We start from the raw sequence: 18,973 nt of genomic DNA on the forward strand, positions 1-18,973 counted from the left end.
GGTCTGCGCCAGGACCTGGCAGCCAGGAACCGTGACCGTCCATCTGAATTTCTGAAGATCAGCCATGGCACATGTACCTGACATCGTTCGCGACTTTTACAACAAGCTTTCCGTCGGCAATGCAGCAGGCGCTCTCGGCCTGATGGCGCCGGACATCGAGTGGACCACGATGTGGCACTACAAGGTCATTGGGCGTGGCCCGGACAAGGTTGCCGAAGGCCTGTTCAAGCCGCTGATGGCGGAATGGGCGAGTTTCGCGCTCGTCCCAACCGAGTTCATCACCGAGGGAGAGACGGTCGTTTCTCTTGGTGACTTCACCGGTGTCCACAGCGTAACCGGAAAGACCTCGAACGCCCGCTATGCCCACGTCTGGACGGTTCGTGACGGCAAGATCGCCACCTTCCGTCAGTATATAGACTCGCTGGCTATCGATCCGGCGCGGGGGGAGGGTCGGTTGTAATGGCTTCCAACACCGACATCGCCTTCAGCCCTTCGGTCAAGGCCATCCAATCATGGCGCGGTTCCCGGGACCTTTACCGGAAAGTCGAGATGGACGGGGGCTTTCGGGCACGGATCGACAATCGTCTGAAGGCTGCACTGGCCGAGACAAATTCGGCTTATCTGACGACAGCCAGCGCGACCGGCCAACCCTATTCACAGCATCGCGGCGGCCCGCGGGGCTTCATCCGGATACTCGACGACCAGACGATCGGTTTTGCCGACTATTCCGGCAACCGCCAATACATCACAGCCGGCAACCTTGCCGAAAATCCGCAAGCCTTTCTGTTCCTGATGGACTATGCCCGCCGGCGCCGCATCAAGATCTGGGGCAGCGCGCGCGTGGTGACTGACGACGAAGAACTGATCGAACGGCTGATGCCGGAGGGCTATGGAGCGCGGCCGGAAGCCGCGATCCTATTCGAAATCATCGCTTGGGACATCAACTGCCCCCAGCATATCCCGCAGAAAATAGACGGCGATATGGTCGCCGCCGCACTTGCCGAGCGTGACGCTGAAATAGCCAGGCTGAAGGCTGAGCTCGCCGCCTTGCGAGCCTCAAAAGGAGACAAGTCATGACGCGCCCACCACTTCCGCCATTCACTGAGGAAAGTGCCATCCAGAAGGTTCGTGCGGCCGAGGACGCGTGGAACAGCCGCGATCCGGCGCGGGTCGCCCTGGCCTACACACCCGACAGCCGCTGGCGCAACCGTGCCGAATTCCCGCGCGGCCGCACAGAAATCGAGGCGTTCCTCACGCGCAAATGGGCGCGTGAACTCGATTATAGACTCATCAAGGAACTCTGGACCTTCGCCGGCAACCGCATCGCCGTGCGTTTCGCCTATGAATATCATGACGACAGCGGTCAGTGGTTTCGCGCTTACGGCAACGAGAACTGGCAGTTCGATGCCGACGGCCTGATGGAACAGCGCTTCGCTAGCATCAACGAACACCCGATCACTGAGGCCGATTGCAGGCTCCGTTGGCCTCTGGGCCGTCGTCCCGACGAACACCCCGGTCTCAGCGCTCTCGGTTTCTGACGCGCGGCGCGTTGTCAAAACATGTCAGTTAAGGACTTGGCCCGAAATGGGCGAAGATCGAAGAATTCTGGGCGGCGCCGGAGGCCCATCCCTAGGTGGTCGATGCCTTCCTATCCTATGACAGCACGAAACGACGCCACGACCATTTGATGATCCCGCACGCCACCATGGGTGTGTTGCACGAGGCGTCGCCTGACGGTCAGACTACAAGAAGAACCGCACCATTTCGCGGCTTCGGGATCTTGCGGCGCTCAATAACTGCCGGAAGAACTGCCGCCCCACCACGTGTGGGCCCCGCCGTGGATCACCCATTTCTAGACGCGGAGAGTATCGGATGAGTCTGCATAAATGATCTGCAGGTAGCGCACGCCGGAAACCATCCCAGAAGATGTTGAACTGGCGAGGCGCTCGTTCACAAACCGGGCTGTGACCTGGCCGCCCACGTCACGTTTCTGATCGGCCGTATTCAACCAGTTCAAGTATTTCGAAGCATTCGCGGCTGCCGACTGTTCCGGATGTGCGACCAGAAAGCCGTATTCCAGCGGGAGGTTGATCCGCGTACCGGCGGCGAAATCGTCGGCGGACTGTGTTCAGCCATGATGTATGACAATGAGCGGCATCGCCTGCCCGGTCGCATGAATCAGTGATGTTTCTTGTAGGTGAAAGGCTGCTGACGACGCCCTAATAAGCCACCATTCGGTTGGTTTACCGCGAAATCTTGGTCTCGGCACCGAAATTGAGCTCATCGCGCGCCACCTCCTGGTCGCCATTCAGCACGATCAGGGTCGCACTGCCTTGACTGTTCGCTGACACGGTCACCGTCCCCACTGGCTCGGAAGACCCTACTTCCACCCGTCCACCCTGAGTCACATTGCTTGTGCCACCCGGGTTTTTTGACAGCAGACTCAGGCGCCAGTGCAGGGAAAGCCGGGTCCCCGGCCTGACAAAAGCATTGACTGCGAAGCCCCTCTCGGCCTCAACAATTTCCAAATGGGCTGTAACGGCGGCCGCATCGAACATCATTTGGTAGCTCCCTGCACCAGGTTGACGACGGCCGAGACAATTGCGTCCGTTGTTGAATTGCTTTCCACTTTCGCAGTCGAGTCGTCGGTCGACGAGGTCGTCGTTCCCATAACCGAGACAGCCAGCCCCGCATTACTGTCGTCAATGTCCCCGTTTGCCAGCCGCCGCGTGGCCGCGGTGACATCTCGGCCGCTGTCCGTTTTTTGCTGGCTAACCATTAGGCTCTGTTCGGCGGAGAGCGGTTCGCTCGGCGGCGGCGAAAATTCGTCGGAACGGGTTTCAATCACCCGCTTGCACGCCTCGTCAGCCTGGCCGTTTTGCGGATCACAATTATCCGTGCCTTGCAGGGCATCAGTATGGGTATCGCGTCCCTGTTTGCGTGTTGAGCCCGAAGGGGGCGCGGCCGCAGACGGCCGGTTATTCGATAGCTGGCTGGCGGCGCTGGTTTTGGGTGCCACGGTGGCCGGCGGCACGGTTCGCACAGGTGTTCCGACCTGTGGTGCGGTCGTTACCGCGCTATGCGCCGGCGTACCGATTTGATCAACCGCTGCGTCTGTGCCGTGAACAGTCGCCAAAAGTAATACGGCCATCAGAGCGTTCATTTAAGGCCAATCTGGGTATATGTAATGCTCGTATTACCAGTCATATTGACCGTGCCCGATGCGAGATTGTTGCCAATCTGTGTGTAAACCAGATTGTTATTATCGCCGGTCTGGCTCGCACTGATGGCATTGTTGTTGCCAATTTGTGTGAGCAGGGCGCTGTTTCGGTCACCATCCTGTGTAAGGCTGATCTCATTGTCACGACCGGTTTGGCTGACAATAGCAGTATTACCGGTCGCATACGCCCGTTGATCCATTGTGGCAGAGTTATTGTCACCTGCCTGAAGCAGGACAGCTAAATTGCCGGTATCGCCGCCACCCTGAAATATCCCTGCCTGATTATTGTCGCCAAACTGGCTGGCAAATCCCGTCTGGCCTGGAGTGCCTTGTTCAATAGTGCTGCTATTATGGTCGCCCACCTGCGAAAGTCCGGCCCGGCTACCGCCGCCGGAAGCGCGAACGACATCACCAATCTGAGCCACATACGCGCTGTCGCCGGCAAAAGCCGGCGTCGTCAGGCACGCGAGCAGAAATAGAGTGGAGGCTAGGCGATATCGCATCATAAATCTCCCTTAGTGAAAGTAGCATGGGATTGGTCAGCGGTAAAATTCTCCGCTGTGTCAGAGAATTTCGGACGAAAACCAATCCCATGGCCGACGTCTGATTTAGGTCCGGCTGGCGTCCCTTATGGCGCCAGCCGGTCTCGCTCAACGTTACTGAGTGACGCTCGCGTAACTACCGGTGCCGAGCTGGCTGATAGTGGAGGTGTTGCCGTAGGACGTCTGAGCTATATAAGCCTCGTTGCTGCTACCTGCCTGGGTCAGGGTCGAGGTGTTGCCACCTACGTCCTGAGAAACCTCAGCGTGGTTGCCCGTGCCCGTTTGCGTCAGAGTCGAGACGTTATTATCGCCCGATTGATCGACGCTGGCATAAAGCTGGACGCCATCCTGAGTGAGCGTCGATGCGTTAAATGTGCCGTTCTGGCTAGCATGGGCTTCATTATAGGCATCCACAGCCGCGACCGTCGTATTGGTTTGGTCGATGGTGCTGGAGTTGCTGCTGCCGCGCTGATCAGTGGTCGCTGTCTCATGTCTGGCGCTGTTAGCATCGGTGGCGCCGCTATGCTGAGTAATGCTGGCGGTATTTTGGTTCCCACCCTGCGTGATATTTGCGACCGAAAGCGGGAAATTATAAGTCCCGTTGGATGGCTTATTACTGACATTTTGAGCGATGGTGGCGGTGTTATGATCGCCACCGGAGATCTGGTCGATATAGGCGACGCCACCCTGACCCGACTGGGTTACGCTCGCAACGCCCCAGTTTCCCGCTTGCTTCACACCAACATCAGCAGGATCGCTCGCATTACCGGACCCATTTGCGGAGTTTGACTGTGTTACCGTCGAGGTATTGTCATCGCCCGATTGCTTGACACTCAGATTGTCATTCGAATTGGTCTGACTGGCCGTCGATGTATTACGGTCGCCCGATTGTACGATGCGTGCTTTCTCCCCAAAAAGCGTGAAGAGATTCGCCCGTCCTTGTGTCAGCTCGGACGTGTTGTCACTGCCCGACTGGATGACGTCCGCCGTCGCATTCGTGGCCATCTGCGTCACTTCGGAGTGATTGCCTGTATTATACTGGCTGACCTCGGCATCACCGCCCGTGCCTTTTTGTGTGACTTCCGAAGTATTGTTGTCGCCGCTCTGGTGAACTTCCGCATAGGCGCCGGCGGCAGATTGGGCGATATCCGACTCATTGCTCGGATAGTTCGCCGCGCCAGCCGCCATGTTACCCGCCTGGGTAACGATGGCGGTCGCCACTGCGGACTGCGTGATGTTGGAGCGATTGTCACCGTAGGTGCCGTTCTGTGTCACATCGGCGATGGCATTGGCGGCACCGGCTTGCTGGTCAATGGTCGAGTGGTTGAAAACCCCCTTCTGGTTGACGTTAGCTGTCGCGGCCGCGTTTTGCGTCACCGTCGAACGGTTCAGGGTACCGTTCTGCAATATCGTGGCGGTAGCAGCAGCATTTTGCGCGACCTTCGAATAATTGTTCTTGTAGGCATCAGGGGTGTAACCGCCCAGGGCATTGTCAGCCTTTTGGGTCACCGTGGCAGACGCATTGGCGGTTTGCACAACCTCAGAGGTCTGATCGCTGCCGCTTTGGGCCACCTTCGCGTAAGCATGGCTGCCGCTGGTGCCATTGGCGGATTGGGTGACGGTTGATTTGCTGGTATTTCCGGACTGGCGCACATCGGCGTATCCGGCCTTGCCAGTTTGGCCAATCGCTGAGTCGTTGCCATTGCCTGATTGTGACACGAGGGCTGTCAGATCGGTCCCGCCCTGGGTCACGTTTGACGTGTCATCATTACCCGACTGTGATACTGTTGCCAGCGCATTGATACCCGTTTGCGTAACATGCGACGTGTCGCTGATACCGGTTTGCGTCACCGTGGCATCGTGGTTCTTGCCGGAATTCTGGGCGACAGTCGATACGCCATTCGCACCCTTCTGTACGACGGTGGCCGTTTCGTTAATGCCGTTCTGGTCAATATCCGAATTGTTGTTTGTACCGCGCTGGGTGACGGTCGCTTCATGAGATCCCGCCGTTTCGCTGTAGGGAATACCAAAGAAGGTGTTCACCTGCCCACCGTGCTGGTCAATCGTGGATGCGTTCGCATCACCCGCCTGATCGAGCGTCGCCGTTTGATCGGTACCGCCTTGCGTCACAGTGGACGTGCCGTCGCTGCCTTTTTGCGTAACATTGGCCGCCTCATTGTACCCGGTCTGGCCGATACCTGATGTGTTGTCGCTGCCGCGCTGAATAACGGTGGCGTCGTGATTATGTCCCTGGACGGCCGCCCAGATGCTTTCCGCGGTCACACTCCCCTGGGTAATGACGGATTCGTTACGGTCACCGCCTTGATTAAGACTGGCGGTTTGTTCTGCACCACCTTGCGTTATGGCAGACTTGCCGTTGTTGCCTGTCTGAACGACAGTAGCATCTTCGCTGTATCCGGTCTGCGCGACGTTTGACGTATTGGTGCTGCCGCGCTGGGTGACACTGGCCGTGTGAGCCCCTACGCTGCCCCCCTGCGTAATGGTAGAGTCGTTCGCATCACCACCTTGATCGACCGTGGCGGTCTGGTCGGCACTGCTTTGTGTCACCGACGAAATGGCGTTGCTGCCGCGCTGAATGACATCGGCCGAATTGCTGATGCCGGTCTGGCCAATGTCCGACTTGTTGAAACCCGTACCGCTCTGGATCACGGTAGCGTCATGATCCAAGCCAAGGACGCCGCCTTGATTGATATTGGAGCGATTGCTGTCGCTGGTCTGATGGACTTCAGCCGACTGAAAGCTGCCCGCTTGCACGATCGTCGAGATATTATCATCGCCGCTCTGAATGACGCCGCGAACAACCGTAGTGCCTTCAACCGAACCCACCGAGTTTTGCAGGCCGGTCTGATCAATTTGTGAATCGTTACGGTTGCCGGTTTGTTGAACGGTGGCGGTGCTACCGCCGAGCTGTCCCTGCGTGACCTTGGACTTGTTGCCGGTCTTTTTTTGCAGGACGTCAGCGCTGTTATCGGCGCCGGTCTGGTCGATTGACGAATCGTTGCCTGTGCCCTTCTGATTGACGGTCGCTGCGACGTTGGTGCTGTTCGCATCCTGATTAACCGTCGATGTATTGGCAGCCAGGGCATTCCCTGCGGCCAGAAGTAGCGCCGCGGCGGACACCGTGGCCAATATATTGCGTTTCATTAATTTCCGCTCCTGATTTCAGACAAAGTTTCATTGTTCCCGCACGCAAGGCGTAACGGGAGGATCGCCAAAGGCGAATAGAATCCGATGGAATATGTTGTGACGGGCGCAGCCGGCGTTTTGCCAAAGCCCCCTTTTTTTATGCTTACGCTTACTTTACTCACATTATCGCAGGCGATCGCCGGGTACGCCGCGACAATGAATTACTTACCAGGCCCAACCGCTTTTAATCGGCCCTGCAATCTGGCCTCCGGTTGCGCCGGCTGTGCTTCGGGTTCGGACATAGGCGGCGGCGAATCAGCACGCAGGCGATCTTGCCCCACGGCCTTTTGCTGTGAAGTTAATGCCGCTTTTTGCTTGCGGGCACGCTTATTGGCCGCTTCCACCTGCTCCGCAGTAAATGTACCGTCGCGTTCGTTCTGATAGGCCCAGGTGTATGGCCACGCCGCCGTCTTATCCTGGAATTCCCAAAGCTTCTGCTCAGCGCCCTCCATAATCAGAGCGTAGACCGCCTTTTCAATGGCCTGCTGCATCGCCATATTGGCCGGTTCATTGGTGGTGGTACCGGTCTCGGTTTCCAAATATTGCTTGTAGGCAACATAACGATATACGCCGCCTCCCAAGGCAAATGAAGAGATTGTCTTGCTGGCGGTCACCGAACTCAGCACCTCGCCAGTGCGAACAGAAACGGCGCGTAGATAGACCGTGACCATATCCTGCCGGTATTCGTCATGGACACTGATACCCAGGAAACCGGCGCCGGAACCACCCGTGCGGACATTGCTGTCATAACCAACAATACCCCCTTCCAGGATCACGCCAGCGAAAAGCAAAGACGGCAGGGCCTCCGGATTGACGCCCTTCTCACCAAGGTACCGCTCGCGCATTTCACGGATAATTTGACGCTCGTTCAGCAGGTGGGAAACTTGCTCACGTTCAACAATGGTGAACCACTGCCGCTGCCCCGCGTCCTGAAGGGCCTTCAACAGGATTGAAGTACCGCCCTGGGTGACGGCGCGGGACAAGGTCTGCCCCGTATCGGACGGCTCGAATTTGCCTGTCTGGTCTGTGAACCCATAAACAGCGACGGCAACCGGACGCGTGGGCGGCGGCAAATCGAACAATGCCTGCTGGCTCGCCGTGCGCTGCGCATACGTCGGCAGGGCAAAGGATGATGGATTGATGGGTGTTCGGGGCTCGGTTACGCAGGCACTCAGGGACAGGGCCGCCATCAACACAGGCAGACTAACCATTAAACGCATCAATTCACCTGCAGATATAAGGGAACGGTGATATTGGTGAGTTCACCCGTGGCGCCATTCGTGATCTGGATATTGACGTTTTCCAGATCACGATTGAACGTCACAGTCTGGTCGCCTAACGTAAAGGTGCCGGATTGCTGGGCATTTTCGCCGAAAATCGCATCAGTCAACTGCGCGGAGAAAGCGGAGAGCAAACGCGATTCCAACTGGCTGGCGAACAGGTCGCTTTGGCTGGTGGTGGTTTTGCTTTCGGGATCTTTATAGTCGTTCTGACCGTTCGCTACACCGAGAAGATGCGACGAATTGAATGGATTGCCACCGAAGGTCGGACTGGTCGGCGTATAGGTCAACTTCTGCGCGAATGCCGGAGCGGCCACTACCACTAGAGCCGCCACGCTGAGAATGGCGCAGCCCATTGTGACGCGGTTCCCTACATTCTTCATAAATTCCCCCCAAGGACTACCGCTTCGGCTGAGCCGTGCAAAGATATCCATATCCTCACCAGCTAGTCCGGGATAGTCAATAAAAACTTAATTCCTTCTAATATGAAGGCAACCAGCGGGCTATGTGATACCCCATTGAGGTGAATTGTTCATTCGTTGACGATTAACGCAGTCCGCCCACGCAGGTTCCAACAATTGAACTGATTCGACATCGGCCGGTGTCAGCCCATCATGCAGACCGAAGCAGCTTGAATTTCGCACAGCAGCCGCCAGAGGCGGACTGGGTTGATTTTAACCGTCGAGAACGATGCGGTTTAGTAACCAGTCGCCTCTATTCTGCCGGTGACTGAACCCAAGGGGTGTACTTTGCTGACGCAACTGATCTATCATAGCCTTTGCGGCCGAAGAGTCCGGCGCGCTCAATACGGTACGCGACATTATCCAGGTCTCTGAAATCAATAACGCCCGCGACCGCATTACCGGGTTCCTGATTTTCGACAAATCGCACTTCGTGCAGATCCTGGAAGGCGAAGCCGCTGACATCCGGCACACTCTCGACCGCATCAAGAACGACAGGCGCCATCACGGCCTTACCGTCCTGGCTGACAGAGCGATCGACGCGCGTGCATTCTCGGACTGGGCCATGGGTGGCTATATCAGATCGCCAGAAAGCCAATCGATCTACAGCAAACATGGTATTGCCGGGGACCTCCAAACAGAGACCGTGTCCGCCGACACCATCGTAGCCCTGGCCTCGGACCTGCTCGCGTTCGAGACAGAGCGTCTGAAACACCGTGTCGTTGGCCTCCACGCGCACGACTGACCTGGCCACTGCTCGCGGTTCCGGCATCAGGTGCCACCGTCAAAACGGCTTTTGGGTTATGACCAGGTGATGACCAGGCGAGCGTCGGCCCGGGCCTCGTAATCACGAAACTCATCACCGCGCACGCGTGCCGAAATGGTCTCCCCGCTGTCCTTATCCACGATATGAATGCGTGGCAGGTCGGTTCGCCCGGTCTGCACCAGGCGCACCCGGCCGCGCATTGGCGCCGGTCCCAGGATTCGGATTTCCGCCGAGGTTCCGTCAATGACGGTGATGTCGGCCGGATAGTCCGCGAAGACCGTAAACGGTGCATCCCCGCATTTATAAAAGGCCCGGCAAGCGAAAACGAAGGCGCCGCCGCAGCCATAAACCTCCTGGCCGACCTGTCCCGCCGGTTGTCCGTCACCGTACAGATCTTCCAGCGGGAATGACAGCTTGCAGTCAATGTGGCCGTTTCGGATATTGTCCTTGGCGATTGCGTTCTCAGGCAGGGTATCCGGGTAGAAGAACCAGGTGAAGTCGAGCGCATAACGCCGGAATTCACACAGGAGAAGCCTGGCCGCCGGCAGGATTTCCTCCCCGCCCAGGCGCAAATACTCGTCGAACGCCGCGAACGCTTCAAAACATTCATAAGCCGCCAGATAAGGCGCGTCATGCAGACAGGTCACGCCAAAGAAATTGGTATATGCGGTCGCATTGCCGATCTCCGAGTCCCAAAGCTCGCAATTGTGCAGGAAGCTGGCGATGAAGGCGAAGCTCTGATGCATATAGTCAGACGATTTGTCCATCAGCCAAAGCTTGAGACACGCCACCGCGCCCCACGCGGTAAGATTGGTCTGATAAACCAGTTCGAACCGCTCATTTTTCAGAGTGTGAAGCGCCGCATGCGCTTCATCCAGGTATTTTACGTCGCCCGTCAACTCCCACGCCTGGATCATGACATAGGCGTAAATGCCGCCCACATCGGTCTGGCCAAGCCCATCGGAATTGTGCGCCTCGGTGATGATCGAAAAATCGCTTATGTCGTACTGGATCGGCCACTTGTACTTGAAGTGCTGAGCTGCCTTGACGGCAAAACCGAGCGAGCCCCGGAACAAGGCCTCGGCATTCTTGTCGCCGAGTTTGGCCAGGCGCGCCAGGTTCATGAGCGGATGGTACAGATACCACGAATCGACGGCGTAAGCATTCTTGTCATCGCCCACATTGGGCAGATAACGGCGAATGGATTTGAGGTCGTCATCGTAGAAGCGACCGATACCCTTGGCCAGATCGTCGGCGAGATCGTCGCCCTTTTCCCAGTGCGACGCATATTCCCGCAAGGTCGCCAGAACCGTCATCTGCACCATGCTATCTGGGTATTCCGCTCCGACATACGGGTGGAGATAGGTATGTCCGTAATGCGAGATGCGGGCATCGGGCGAGCTCTCCAGATCCTTGATCGTACGGCCAGCACGGTCCAGCCAGTCGTGATAGAGCGGCTCAGGCCGGGTCAGGTGCGGATAAAGCGTCGCCAGCATTTCGATGAATTTGCGCGCGCTGTCGGTTTCGCCATCGGCACACGCCATACTGAAGGTCAGCAATGCGTCGGAGACCACGACCGCCTGCCCTTTTTTCAACGGATGGACGGGGGGATTGTTTGCCAGTGGCCCTGCTGGCGGCTGATAACCGAGTTCCGGCCACTCACCGCCAACGACGCCGTCAGGCTTCGTGTGGGTTTGCAAATAGTAATCGTTCACCACGGTGAGATTTTGGACGTAAAGCACATTTCCAAACGCTGGCTGCGCGAGGCAGAAATAACAGACCCCGCCATTGACGCCGCGCTGTGCCGCTTCGACACGCCCTTTCGTCGGCAGAGGATCATCGTCGCCATCGAGCACGAACACATCGCGCGGCCAGAAATTCAACAACAGGTCGACCACCGGCACAAGCGTCACCTTAAGGCGCAGAACGTGGTCTTCATGCAAGTCGAGTTCGATCGTCCACTTTCCGACGCTTGCCTCGTTCTCCCACGTCGCACTTACCTCGGTGCGCTTGATGAGTTTCAGACGATAGGGGCCGGGCCACGGACTGGTCCTGAGCGCGACGGCGCCCTTACCCGGGCGTCGCACCACAATCCACAGGGTATCTCGTCCAGGCGATGCCTCGATCGTCAGGTCACCCAGGTGGAAGGTTTCGAGGACCTCCAGCTTTTCTCGGAAATCCCGCTGAACGGCCAGGGTCTCGGACGTAAAGCCGGGGTGATCAGGTCTGGAATTCAAGTTCGTCGCCAAAGGTAACTCCTCTTGCAAGCCAGGCAGCTAAGGGGTGCCATGTGGATCATTGTTTTAGAGGCGCGGCTCGCAAACAGACACGCCCAACAGCTTCCTAAGAGTCACCAGTGACGGAACAGACATAAGTTGGGAAAGGCACGCACATGCGCTTCGAGCGAGCCCGGAAAATCGGCCAAAGCCGAGAAGGCAACTAAATGCATGACACTTAAAGGAAAAAGAGGGCTGCCCCTCAGCGGCCGTTCTTGGCCAGGTCGCGGGATTGTTGCTGTTCATCATGACCCGTTGGCCCATCGATGACGTCACACGAATTCGGATAACGCGCCTGCGCCCCATGGTGACCCGACCGTGCCTTGCCCTCGGCCATGTCGGCGTTGGCGTCATGGTTTTCGTCATAGCGAGCCGAACGGAGCGGCGAAGCCCCGTATTGGGCGTCGCCATCCAGTGCCGGATCGCCGCCTTCGTGCGGACGATTGCCAGGATGCGAATGCGGAGGCTCCATACCATAGCCACCCATCTGACTAGGGCCATCGTCCGGCGCGTCTGCATCTGAAGTCAAACCTTGTTCGCCTGGCGCTTTAGACACCGCCCTCACCCGCTCCGGTTCGGACCAGGACTGGTTCATCGCCTGCCCCTGTGGCGTGATGGACGGAGCGCGATCACCACCCTGAAACGCGGCGGCTACGGGAGACTCGTCGGATGTTGGCGTGTCGGTCATTATGAACTCCTAATTCCCGCGTGAGAAAAACCAGGCGCCCGCGATGATCACGGCACCGATAGCAACAGGTAGAACAGGTAAGGGCGCGCGACGCAGCGATCGCTCGAGGCGATGACCGGACGTCTCGATCCGATGGGTTGCACGACGTGCGTGGCGTGCGAGGTCCATTTCTGCCAGGCGCTTGCGCCGATCGACATCCCGCAAGGCGCGATCAATCTCGGCACGCACAAATTGCGCCAAACGCGCCTCTGCGGTCAGGATCTCCTCCTCGCCTGCGTCGGCGTAGGCGTGTGGCAGTGGCTTTACGGCTAAAGGCATTATGTCTCCCCTTTTTCATAGCAAATCTATCGCCGGAGGCGTCGGAATGCAGCGCGCTTTTGTGACGAAAATTATAATAAACGCATGAGCGAGACGATCCGACAACCTGGCTACGCGAACGACGCTGCTCAACCCAGGAAGCTGACATGCTCAGGGTCTGGGCCTCGGATGGATGAGCTTGAGTTTATCGTCCGTCTTGATCAGCCCTTCGCGTTCGACGAGTGCGAGAATGCCGCGACGGCGCATAGCGGCCCTGACGAATCCCCCTGCCAGCTCCGGATGCCCATATTCCTGCGCGATAACCTTGCCCGGATACTTGCACGGCATATTCTCTTTGGTAACGAACAGCATAGCCCCGAGGGAAACACGAGACGTGTATCCATTTCGGCTTGCGGATATCAGAAATAGCCCTGACGCTTTTGGCTCTCCAGTGAGCCAGTGTCGGATACCCGCCCCTGTCGCTCCGACAAACGGCTCCTTATCGTCTCAAGGAAAATGTCCTCATTCGAAGCGGCATCGGACGAAATCGCTCCGGTGACGGGCCAGCACCCAAGGGTCCGAAATCGGACACGTTCCTCCTTCGGCTTCTCTCCTTCGCGCCAGCGCATGCGCGTGGGATCGTCAACAACCAGCTTGACACCGTCGCGATCAACGACAGTTCGCACGGCCGAATAATATAAGGGTGCAAGTTCAATCTCACGGAGTGCAATGTAAAGCCACACATCGAATTCGGTCCAATTGGAAAGCGGAAAGGCCCTTAAGGTCTGTCCGGTTGTTTTCCGCCAGTTGAACAAGTGCCCCACTTCCGGGCGTTGAAAGCGCGGCTCCCACACATGACCCGGATTTCGGACTGAGACGATTCTTTCCTTGGCACGACTGGCCTCCTCATCCCTTCGTGCGCCGCCAAAAATAACATCGTACCCGCCTTCGTCCAGCGCATGTTTCAAGACCTCGGTTCTCATCAAGGTCGTATAGATATCCCCGTGATCGAATGGATTTATGCCGTCGCGGCGTCCCTCTTCATTGGCCGCGACGATCAATTCGAATCCCCGGTCTGCCGCGAACGCGTCGCGAAAGGCCAATAAGTCTCTAAATTCCCACGTTGAATCGACATGAAGCAGGGGCATCGGCGGGCGCGACGGATGAAAGGCCCGCAAGGCCAGATGCGCCAGGACAGTTGAGTCCTTGCCTGCTGAAAACAGGAGAACGGGATTTGAGGCTTCAGCGACACCATCGCGCAGGATACGAATAGCCTCTGCCTCAAGCGCCCACAGATGGGCTGGCATAGTCATGTGAATTCACCCCCGGTCGTTTCTGTGGCACGCGCCCATCCGTTTGATGTTCGCAACAGGATCATCCGGCCGTCGTCGTCCATCGCCATCAATCTGATCCAGCGGTTTTCGGCCAGCGCACGGATATGGTCGTGACGGGCCAGAACCCCTTCAATGGCACGGACCGGCGCGGCAATCATGACAGTCAGCCGGACCGGGTCGTGACGCATCACTGCTCCATCGGACACCGACTGCATGGGCAGGCCAAGACGCAAGTCACCGCCATTGCCTTCGACAACACCTATGTCACCAGACACCACATTATGCAGCACCTTGTTGCCGGCGCCGAAGGTTCCCGGATCGGCACTCGAAGCAAAATATTGCAGATTGATCCAACTGGCGACGACGACAGGCGCCGTCAATATCTGTTCGAGTATCTTGAAATCTACATCAGTCCGCCAGTCATAGGAATGAAGAAAGACCCGTCCCCCGAGATCTTTACCGCGGGTCAGCCGTCGGGGGGCCGCGATGAAGCCGGCGCACCCCGCCAAGCCCCACTCGGGCCTCACCTGTGAGGGGTCGGAGGCCCGTTTGCGGAAAAGACCGAGCGATGCCGGCACACCGAGCGCTGGAGCCCGACGCGCGCGAACGCGCTCCCCCGCCGATCTGGCCGCCTGCTCAAATGCCGACAAAAAGGGAGCCGTATGAGGCGACTCGTCAGGCCTTTCAGCCCATGTCAGTTCATCTGTCGTCGTATTGTGCGCGGCCGCCGCGAACCCCGTTTGCTCAGGAATGACAATATTGTGGTCGAGACCAAGCACGCGCCGGATGCCGGCATCATTGAGCAACTCCGCCGCCACGCGGGCGTTCACCGCCCCGCTGCGGCCGCCACATGCGCCACAATGCAGGCCCGCCGCGAACGGGTTATTCTCGGATTGCCCGGTGTGCCCCACGAGAACGATAAGATCAGCGAAATCACGGGTCAGACCAACGCCGCGCAGAAAGCCGGCCGCAAGAGCTGCCCGTGCTCTAATCGCCTCGCCTGGCGCATTCGTTTCAACGGCTTCGACGTGCAACTCAAGGGAATGCGCTCTCCGATCCGAGATCACCCGCCCAGGAAATAGCGACTGGATAAGCGGCCATATCGAGGCCACGCCGAAGCTGTCCACATAGCCGAAGGCCGACGCACCGCCCTTACGAATCCGCTCAATACCGCGGCCAAGTTCAGCCACGAAGCCTTGCTTTGGCGCAACACCTTCACAGACCCAGGCTGTCGGACGTACGAGAGGTGGACAGGACGGAAATTGAACACCATCCTTCTGACCAATTGAAATCGGCAGACCGAAGAACCCCGCAAAGCCAAAGGTCTCGATCCGGCTGTCGCTGGCTTCCAGGGCTGCACGCATGAATTCCGAGCGGACATCGATACAGAAGATGGCCTGTATTCGCGTCACTGGCGCAAGCGCGGCAGGTCGACTGAGCTGAGTCCAAATCGTCTCCTGGAAGTGCGCCTCCGCAGCATCAAGCGTCGACAGGTCGACGGTCGCCTGCACCTTCCGTTCACACAGTTGCCCCCGCCAGGTATCTATATCTCTGTCGTTTGCGAGGCACCTTGAAATGAAGACGTCCCAGGCGAGCCTGATGACAAGCAGGTCGCGCGTGTGTTGCGAACCGGCCGCCCCGACCGTCGGCCAGTCGAGATGACGACAATAGGCGGCCCACCCACCAACCGTGGCCAAAAGACGCTCAAGGTAGAGAGCTTCCGAGCGGTCGGACAGATCCAACCCCGTTAAAAGTTGGGCAGCCGCCGCGACAGGTGTATCGGGCAAATCCTTCACAAACCGGCGAAAGCCAGGCAGGCCGGAAATTTCAGGCGTCCGGTCGATCATGGCTTCGGCGCGCCAGGCCTCGAACGCCGGTAACTGGCGCCATGGATTGGTCCACAAGGCTTGCCCCCTGTCATAATATCCCGCCGCCCATTCTGAAATCCGGTTGCAGGCGAGTTCGGACAAGGGCCTGGCAACAATCGCTCCCACAAAATCCGAAAGTGTCTGGACAGGCTCCGGTGCGGGACCGCCCGGCACGAGGGCCGCGCCACGCGTGCGGGCCAGATGGTCGGCGGCTTCGGCAAAGTCGATATCACTTATACCCAGAAAGGGATTGACCGCGACAAAGCGATCCAGAGGCCATTGGGGCGCGAACCGATTGACGACAGCCGTAAGCCGGGCGCTGGCGGCCGCCTCGAACAGGTGAAGCTGGGATGTATGGGCATTCATGACGCGAACCTCCGGTTCAACAGTGCGTTGATATAAAAACCATTCCTGACGTGAACATAGAGGGCGTGCGTGGACCGATGTCCGAATGTGCTACAGACCAACGCCTGTAACCCCACAAGCAGTGCCATCCCTGCGATCGCAAAAGCCGTCATTCCGAGGGATACAGGTCCCGCCGCACGGGCAATCGCGACATCGCCCAGCCAGTGCCCGCACAGGCTGGCGGCCAGTACGAGAGCGCCCAGGGTAAGAGCTTGTTCCGGCCGACGGTTTGGCAAGCCTGCACAAAGGCCTATGCCGGCCACTAACGTCACCAGGACGTTCGCCTCCATTCGGCAATAGGCCGCCAGGACGCACAGGATCGCCACCGAGACCGGTATCCACAGAATGGACAGATTAAGACCCTTGGTCCCTGGTTCACGGAGCGTGCCGCATCGCAGGAAGGCGTTTGCCTTGTAGAGGGCGTGGGCGACAATATGGAACAGCGCACCACCGAAGGCCCCCAAAGCGCATTGCAGGAGCATGAAGCCCATCTGTGCCACCGTCGACCAGGCAAGCGCGGCTTTGACGGTGGTTTGGGTTACCGAGGCCAGGGTACCGATAATGATGGACAGGGTGGCAAAGGCAGCCAGCAGCCAGAGGGCCGGCGCATTCAAGGCAACTATGTCGGCGAAGCGTATGAGCATAATCCCGCCGGCATTGACGACCCCGGCATGAAGAAGCGCCGAGACGGGCGTTGGCGTTTCCATGACCTCGATCAACCAGCCATGTAGGGGAAATTGCGCCGATTTGCACACAGCCGCCATGACCAGCAGGTAGCCGGCCAGATAGACCGATTGGGGCATTTGCGGCAGGCCATGAAGCGTCGACAGGATGGACGCGATATCCGACGTGCCCGTCGCGCGCTGGAGGCACGCGAGAGCGCCGACGAGACACACATCGCCGAGCCGCGCCATGACGAACTTTTTAAACGCGGCCCGACGCGCCCCCGCGCGATCCGGATAAAACAGCAGCAAACGGTGAAGGGTGAGCGACATCGCGATCCATGAGGCCGCGAGCAGCCATATATTCGCTGCCATGACAAAGACGACAACCGTTGCCAGTGTCAGATGGAGGTTGGAAAGAAAATAGGCCTGACGCTTGTCGCCCTCGAGATAGTTGAACGAAAATCGCAAAACAGTCGCGCCGACCAGCGCCACCAGAGCCAGAAGGACGGCCGACAGAGTATCGACCCGCAATCCCATGGCCGCGAGATCGCCCTGGGTCAGCGCCGCTATCAGGGCCGTAAAGGAAAGTGCCAGGCCGGACATCACCAGCCACCCTGACAGGTGTCGAAGCCTAGAGAGGTTTAGTCGCTGCCCCGTCAGGCCGATGAGCACGTGGCCGCCGCATTGGCCGACCGCGAATAAAAGGCAAGTCCAGGACAGATATGCCGTTATGGTTGATGAAAGCATGTGGGGTCTCCTTCGACCTCCCACTAACGGCTTTTCAAACATATAAAAAATTCAAAGATTGAATTTTTTTAATATAAAAATTAGAACGTAAAATTATGCCAGACGTGAACTTCAAACATCTGCGTTATTTCTGGGCCGTTGCCCACGAAGGTCATCTGACCCGTGCGGCCAAGGCCTGCAACGTGTCCCAATCGGCCCTATCGGTTCAGATACAGTCGCTTGAGGCCCAACTTGGCCAGACCTTGTTCGATAGGCGGGGCCGGCAAATGGTGCTGACCGAGGCCGGCCGCCTGGCCCTGGGGTACGCGGACACGATCTTCTCCACCGGCGAGGAACTGGTCGACGCCCTGGACAATCGTGGGCAAAAGAGACGAAGACTACGCATAGGTGCTCTGGCGACCTTATCGAGAAACTTCCAAATGCAGTTTCTGAAACCTTTGATGTCACGTGACGATGTGGACATTGTTTTGCGATCCGGCGCGCTGAGCGACCTGCTTGAAAGCCTGGAAACACTGGAACTTGATGTTGTGCTGGCCAACCTGGCGCCAGGGCCAGACACGCTCACACCGTTTATTTCCCATCCAATAGCGGAACAGACAGTCAGTCTGATCGGACTGCCCGACCGCCTGAAGCCCGACGCGAGCCTTGCCGATTACCTGACCACGGCGCCCCTCATTCTGCCGGGCCGGTCTAGCAGCATCCGTGCCGGGTTCGATGCCATGGTCAGCCGGATGAACCTGCACCCCTCCATAGCCGCTGAGATTGACGATATGGCGATGATCCGTCTTCTGGCCAGAGAAGGCCTGGGCCTGGCCGTCGCGCCCCCGATCGTCGTCCAGGATGAGCTCGAACAGGGCCTGCTCGCCGAAATGACGGCCCTTCCGGAGTTGCGCGAGACTTTTTTCGCCATCACCGTAAAGCGTCGATTTGCCAATCCATTATTGGATCTTGTCCTTTAATAGGCGGAGACTGCGGCGCGCACCTGACTGGCCGGCCCGCATTTTAGGACGAGAACCCATGTTGGCGAGCGGATCCAAGCTCTGCCTAAGCGCGTATACTTCTCTGTAAGTTTTTGAATAGAACGCAGGCGGAGATGATAAAGGATCATATTCGCGTCTTCATTGTCCGGCGTCAGCGTGAATGGGCCAGAATTGGATTGTTGAGTTAAGGAGGGTTTGACCTCATCGTAGCCTTTAAGGAGAGCGAAGATGAGAGGC

General features: G+C 58.1%; 19 protein-coding genes and 1 pseudogene. 4 read left to right on the forward strand and 16 right to left on the reverse strand.

Translation table 11 applies throughout. From position 1 onward, the window contains the following. Positions 1–64 precede the first annotated feature (64 nt). The 3 genes from BLO49_RS12300 to BLO49_RS12310 are packed head-to-tail and all read left to right on the forward strand — an operon-like array spanning position 65 to position 1,538. A complete protein-coding gene (locus BLO49_RS12300) occupies positions 65–460 on the forward strand; it encodes a nuclear transport factor 2 family protein (protein ID WP_090648938.1) in 396 nt (131 codons plus the stop codon). Further along, positions 460–1,077 (forward strand): pyridoxamine 5'-phosphate oxidase family protein, encoded by a 618-nt coding sequence (locus BLO49_RS12305; protein WP_090648941.1) that lies wholly within the window; start codon positions 460–462, stop codon positions 1,075–1,077. Before BLO49_RS12300 ends, BLO49_RS12305 begins: the two co-directional genes overlap by 1 nt. Then, a complete protein-coding gene (locus BLO49_RS12310) occupies positions 1,074–1,538 on the forward strand; it encodes a nuclear transport factor 2 family protein (RefSeq protein WP_090648943.1) in 465 nt (154 codons plus the stop codon). The genes BLO49_RS12305 and BLO49_RS12310 overlap by 4 nt, the downstream gene beginning before the upstream one ends. Positions 1,539–1,852: 314 nt before the next feature. Here the strand turns inward: BLO49_RS12310 and BLO49_RS18735 are convergent. From BLO49_RS18735 to BLO49_RS12380, 15 genes and pseudogenes are all read right to left on the reverse strand, one after another. Next, positions 1,853–2,113: pseudogene (locus BLO49_RS18735) on the reverse strand (hypothetical protein); the annotation flags it as partial. Between the two features lie 130 nt (positions 2,114–2,243). Next, positions 2,244–2,561, reverse strand: a complete 318-nt coding sequence (gene csgH / locus BLO49_RS18425; protein WP_170828324.1) for a curli-like amyloid fiber formation chaperone CsgH — start codon at positions 2,559–2,561, stop codon at positions 2,244–2,246. Further along, complete coding sequence (locus BLO49_RS12320; RefSeq protein ID WP_139159683.1) at positions 2,558–3,151, reverse strand: hypothetical protein; 594 nt, start codon at positions 3,149–3,151, stop codon at positions 2,558–2,560. The genes csgH and BLO49_RS12320 overlap by 4 nt, the downstream gene beginning before the upstream one ends. 8 nt (positions 3,152–3,159) lie before the next feature. Beyond that, positions 3,160–3,726 carry a hypothetical protein gene (locus tag BLO49_RS12325; RefSeq protein WP_090648948.1) on the reverse strand — a complete coding sequence of 189 codons (567 nt, stop codon included), beginning with the start codon at positions 3,724–3,726 and terminating at the stop codon, positions 3,160–3,162. A gap of 150 nt (positions 3,727–3,876) precedes the next feature. Beyond that, positions 3,877–6,927, reverse strand: a complete 3,051-nt coding sequence (locus BLO49_RS12330) for a beta strand repeat-containing protein (protein ID WP_090648951.1) — start codon at positions 6,925–6,927, stop codon at positions 3,877–3,879. Positions 6,928–7,130: 203 nt separating this feature from the next. After that, on the reverse strand, positions 7,131–8,189 hold the full coding sequence (locus BLO49_RS12335) for a CsgG/HfaB family protein (RefSeq protein ID WP_090648953.1): 1,059 nt from the start codon (positions 8,187–8,189) through the stop codon (positions 7,131–7,133). After that, entirely contained in the window at positions 8,189–8,632 is a 444-nt protein-coding gene (locus BLO49_RS12340) for a curli assembly protein CsgF (protein WP_220083738.1), read from the reverse strand. The genes BLO49_RS12335 and BLO49_RS12340 overlap by 1 nt, the downstream gene beginning before the upstream one ends. Positions 8,633–8,963: 331 nt before the next feature. Continuing rightward, positions 8,964–9,482 (reverse strand): hypothetical protein, encoded by a 519-nt coding sequence (locus tag BLO49_RS18630; RefSeq protein ID WP_245679008.1) that lies wholly within the window; start codon positions 9,480–9,482, stop codon positions 8,964–8,966. Positions 9,483–9,511: 29 nt separating this feature from the next. After that, positions 9,512–11,725, reverse strand: coding sequence for a hypothetical protein (locus BLO49_RS12350; RefSeq protein ID WP_090648963.1), 2,214 nt, complete (start codon positions 11,723–11,725; stop codon positions 9,512–9,514). A gap of 229 nt (positions 11,726–11,954) precedes the next feature. Continuing rightward, positions 11,955–12,281, reverse strand: coding sequence for a hypothetical protein (locus tag BLO49_RS12355; protein ID WP_139159684.1), 327 nt, complete (start codon positions 12,279–12,281; stop codon positions 11,955–11,957). A gap of 168 nt (positions 12,282–12,449) precedes the next feature. After that, positions 12,450–12,758, reverse strand: coding sequence for a hypothetical protein (locus BLO49_RS12360; protein ID WP_090648968.1), 309 nt, complete (start codon positions 12,756–12,758; stop codon positions 12,450–12,452). Positions 12,759–12,908: 150 nt separating this feature from the next. Next, on the reverse strand, positions 12,909–13,109 hold the full coding sequence (locus BLO49_RS12365; RefSeq protein ID WP_090648971.1) for an MOSC domain-containing protein: 201 nt from the start codon (positions 13,107–13,109) through the stop codon (positions 12,909–12,911). Between the two features lie 47 nt (positions 13,110–13,156). Next, positions 13,157–14,050, reverse strand: coding sequence for a sulfate adenylyltransferase subunit CysD (cysD, locus tag BLO49_RS12370; protein ID WP_220083739.1), 894 nt, complete (start codon positions 14,048–14,050; stop codon positions 13,157–13,159). After that, positions 14,047–16,305, reverse strand: coding sequence for a DUF2309 domain-containing protein (locus tag BLO49_RS12375; protein WP_090648973.1), 2,259 nt, complete (start codon positions 16,303–16,305; stop codon positions 14,047–14,049). The genes cysD and BLO49_RS12375 overlap by 4 nt, the downstream gene beginning before the upstream one ends. Continuing rightward, entirely contained in the window at positions 16,302–17,756 is a 1,455-nt protein-coding gene (locus BLO49_RS12380) for a proton-conducting transporter transmembrane domain-containing protein (protein ID WP_170828325.1), read from the reverse strand. The genes BLO49_RS12375 and BLO49_RS12380 overlap by 4 nt, the downstream gene beginning before the upstream one ends. Positions 17,757–17,851: 95 nt before the next feature. Here BLO49_RS12380 and BLO49_RS12385 point away from each other — a divergent pair, with 95 nt between their 5' ends. Then, positions 17,852–18,715 carry a LysR family transcriptional regulator gene (locus tag BLO49_RS12385; RefSeq protein WP_090648979.1) on the forward strand — a complete coding sequence of 288 codons (864 nt, stop codon included), beginning with the start codon at positions 17,852–17,854 and terminating at the stop codon, positions 18,713–18,715. Here the strand turns inward: BLO49_RS12385 and BLO49_RS18530 are convergent. Beyond that, positions 18,712–18,973, reverse strand: a 262-nt coding sequence (locus tag BLO49_RS18530; protein WP_220083740.1) for a hypothetical protein, incomplete at its 5' end; no start/stop codon positions are given. The two genes, BLO49_RS12385 and BLO49_RS18530, sit on opposite strands and share 4 nt — an antisense overlap.

It is taken from the genome of Asticcacaulis taihuensis, assembly GCF_900100255.1.
Classification (GTDB): Bacteria; Pseudomonadota; Alphaproteobacteria; order Caulobacterales; family Caulobacteraceae; genus Asticcacaulis; species Asticcacaulis taihuensis.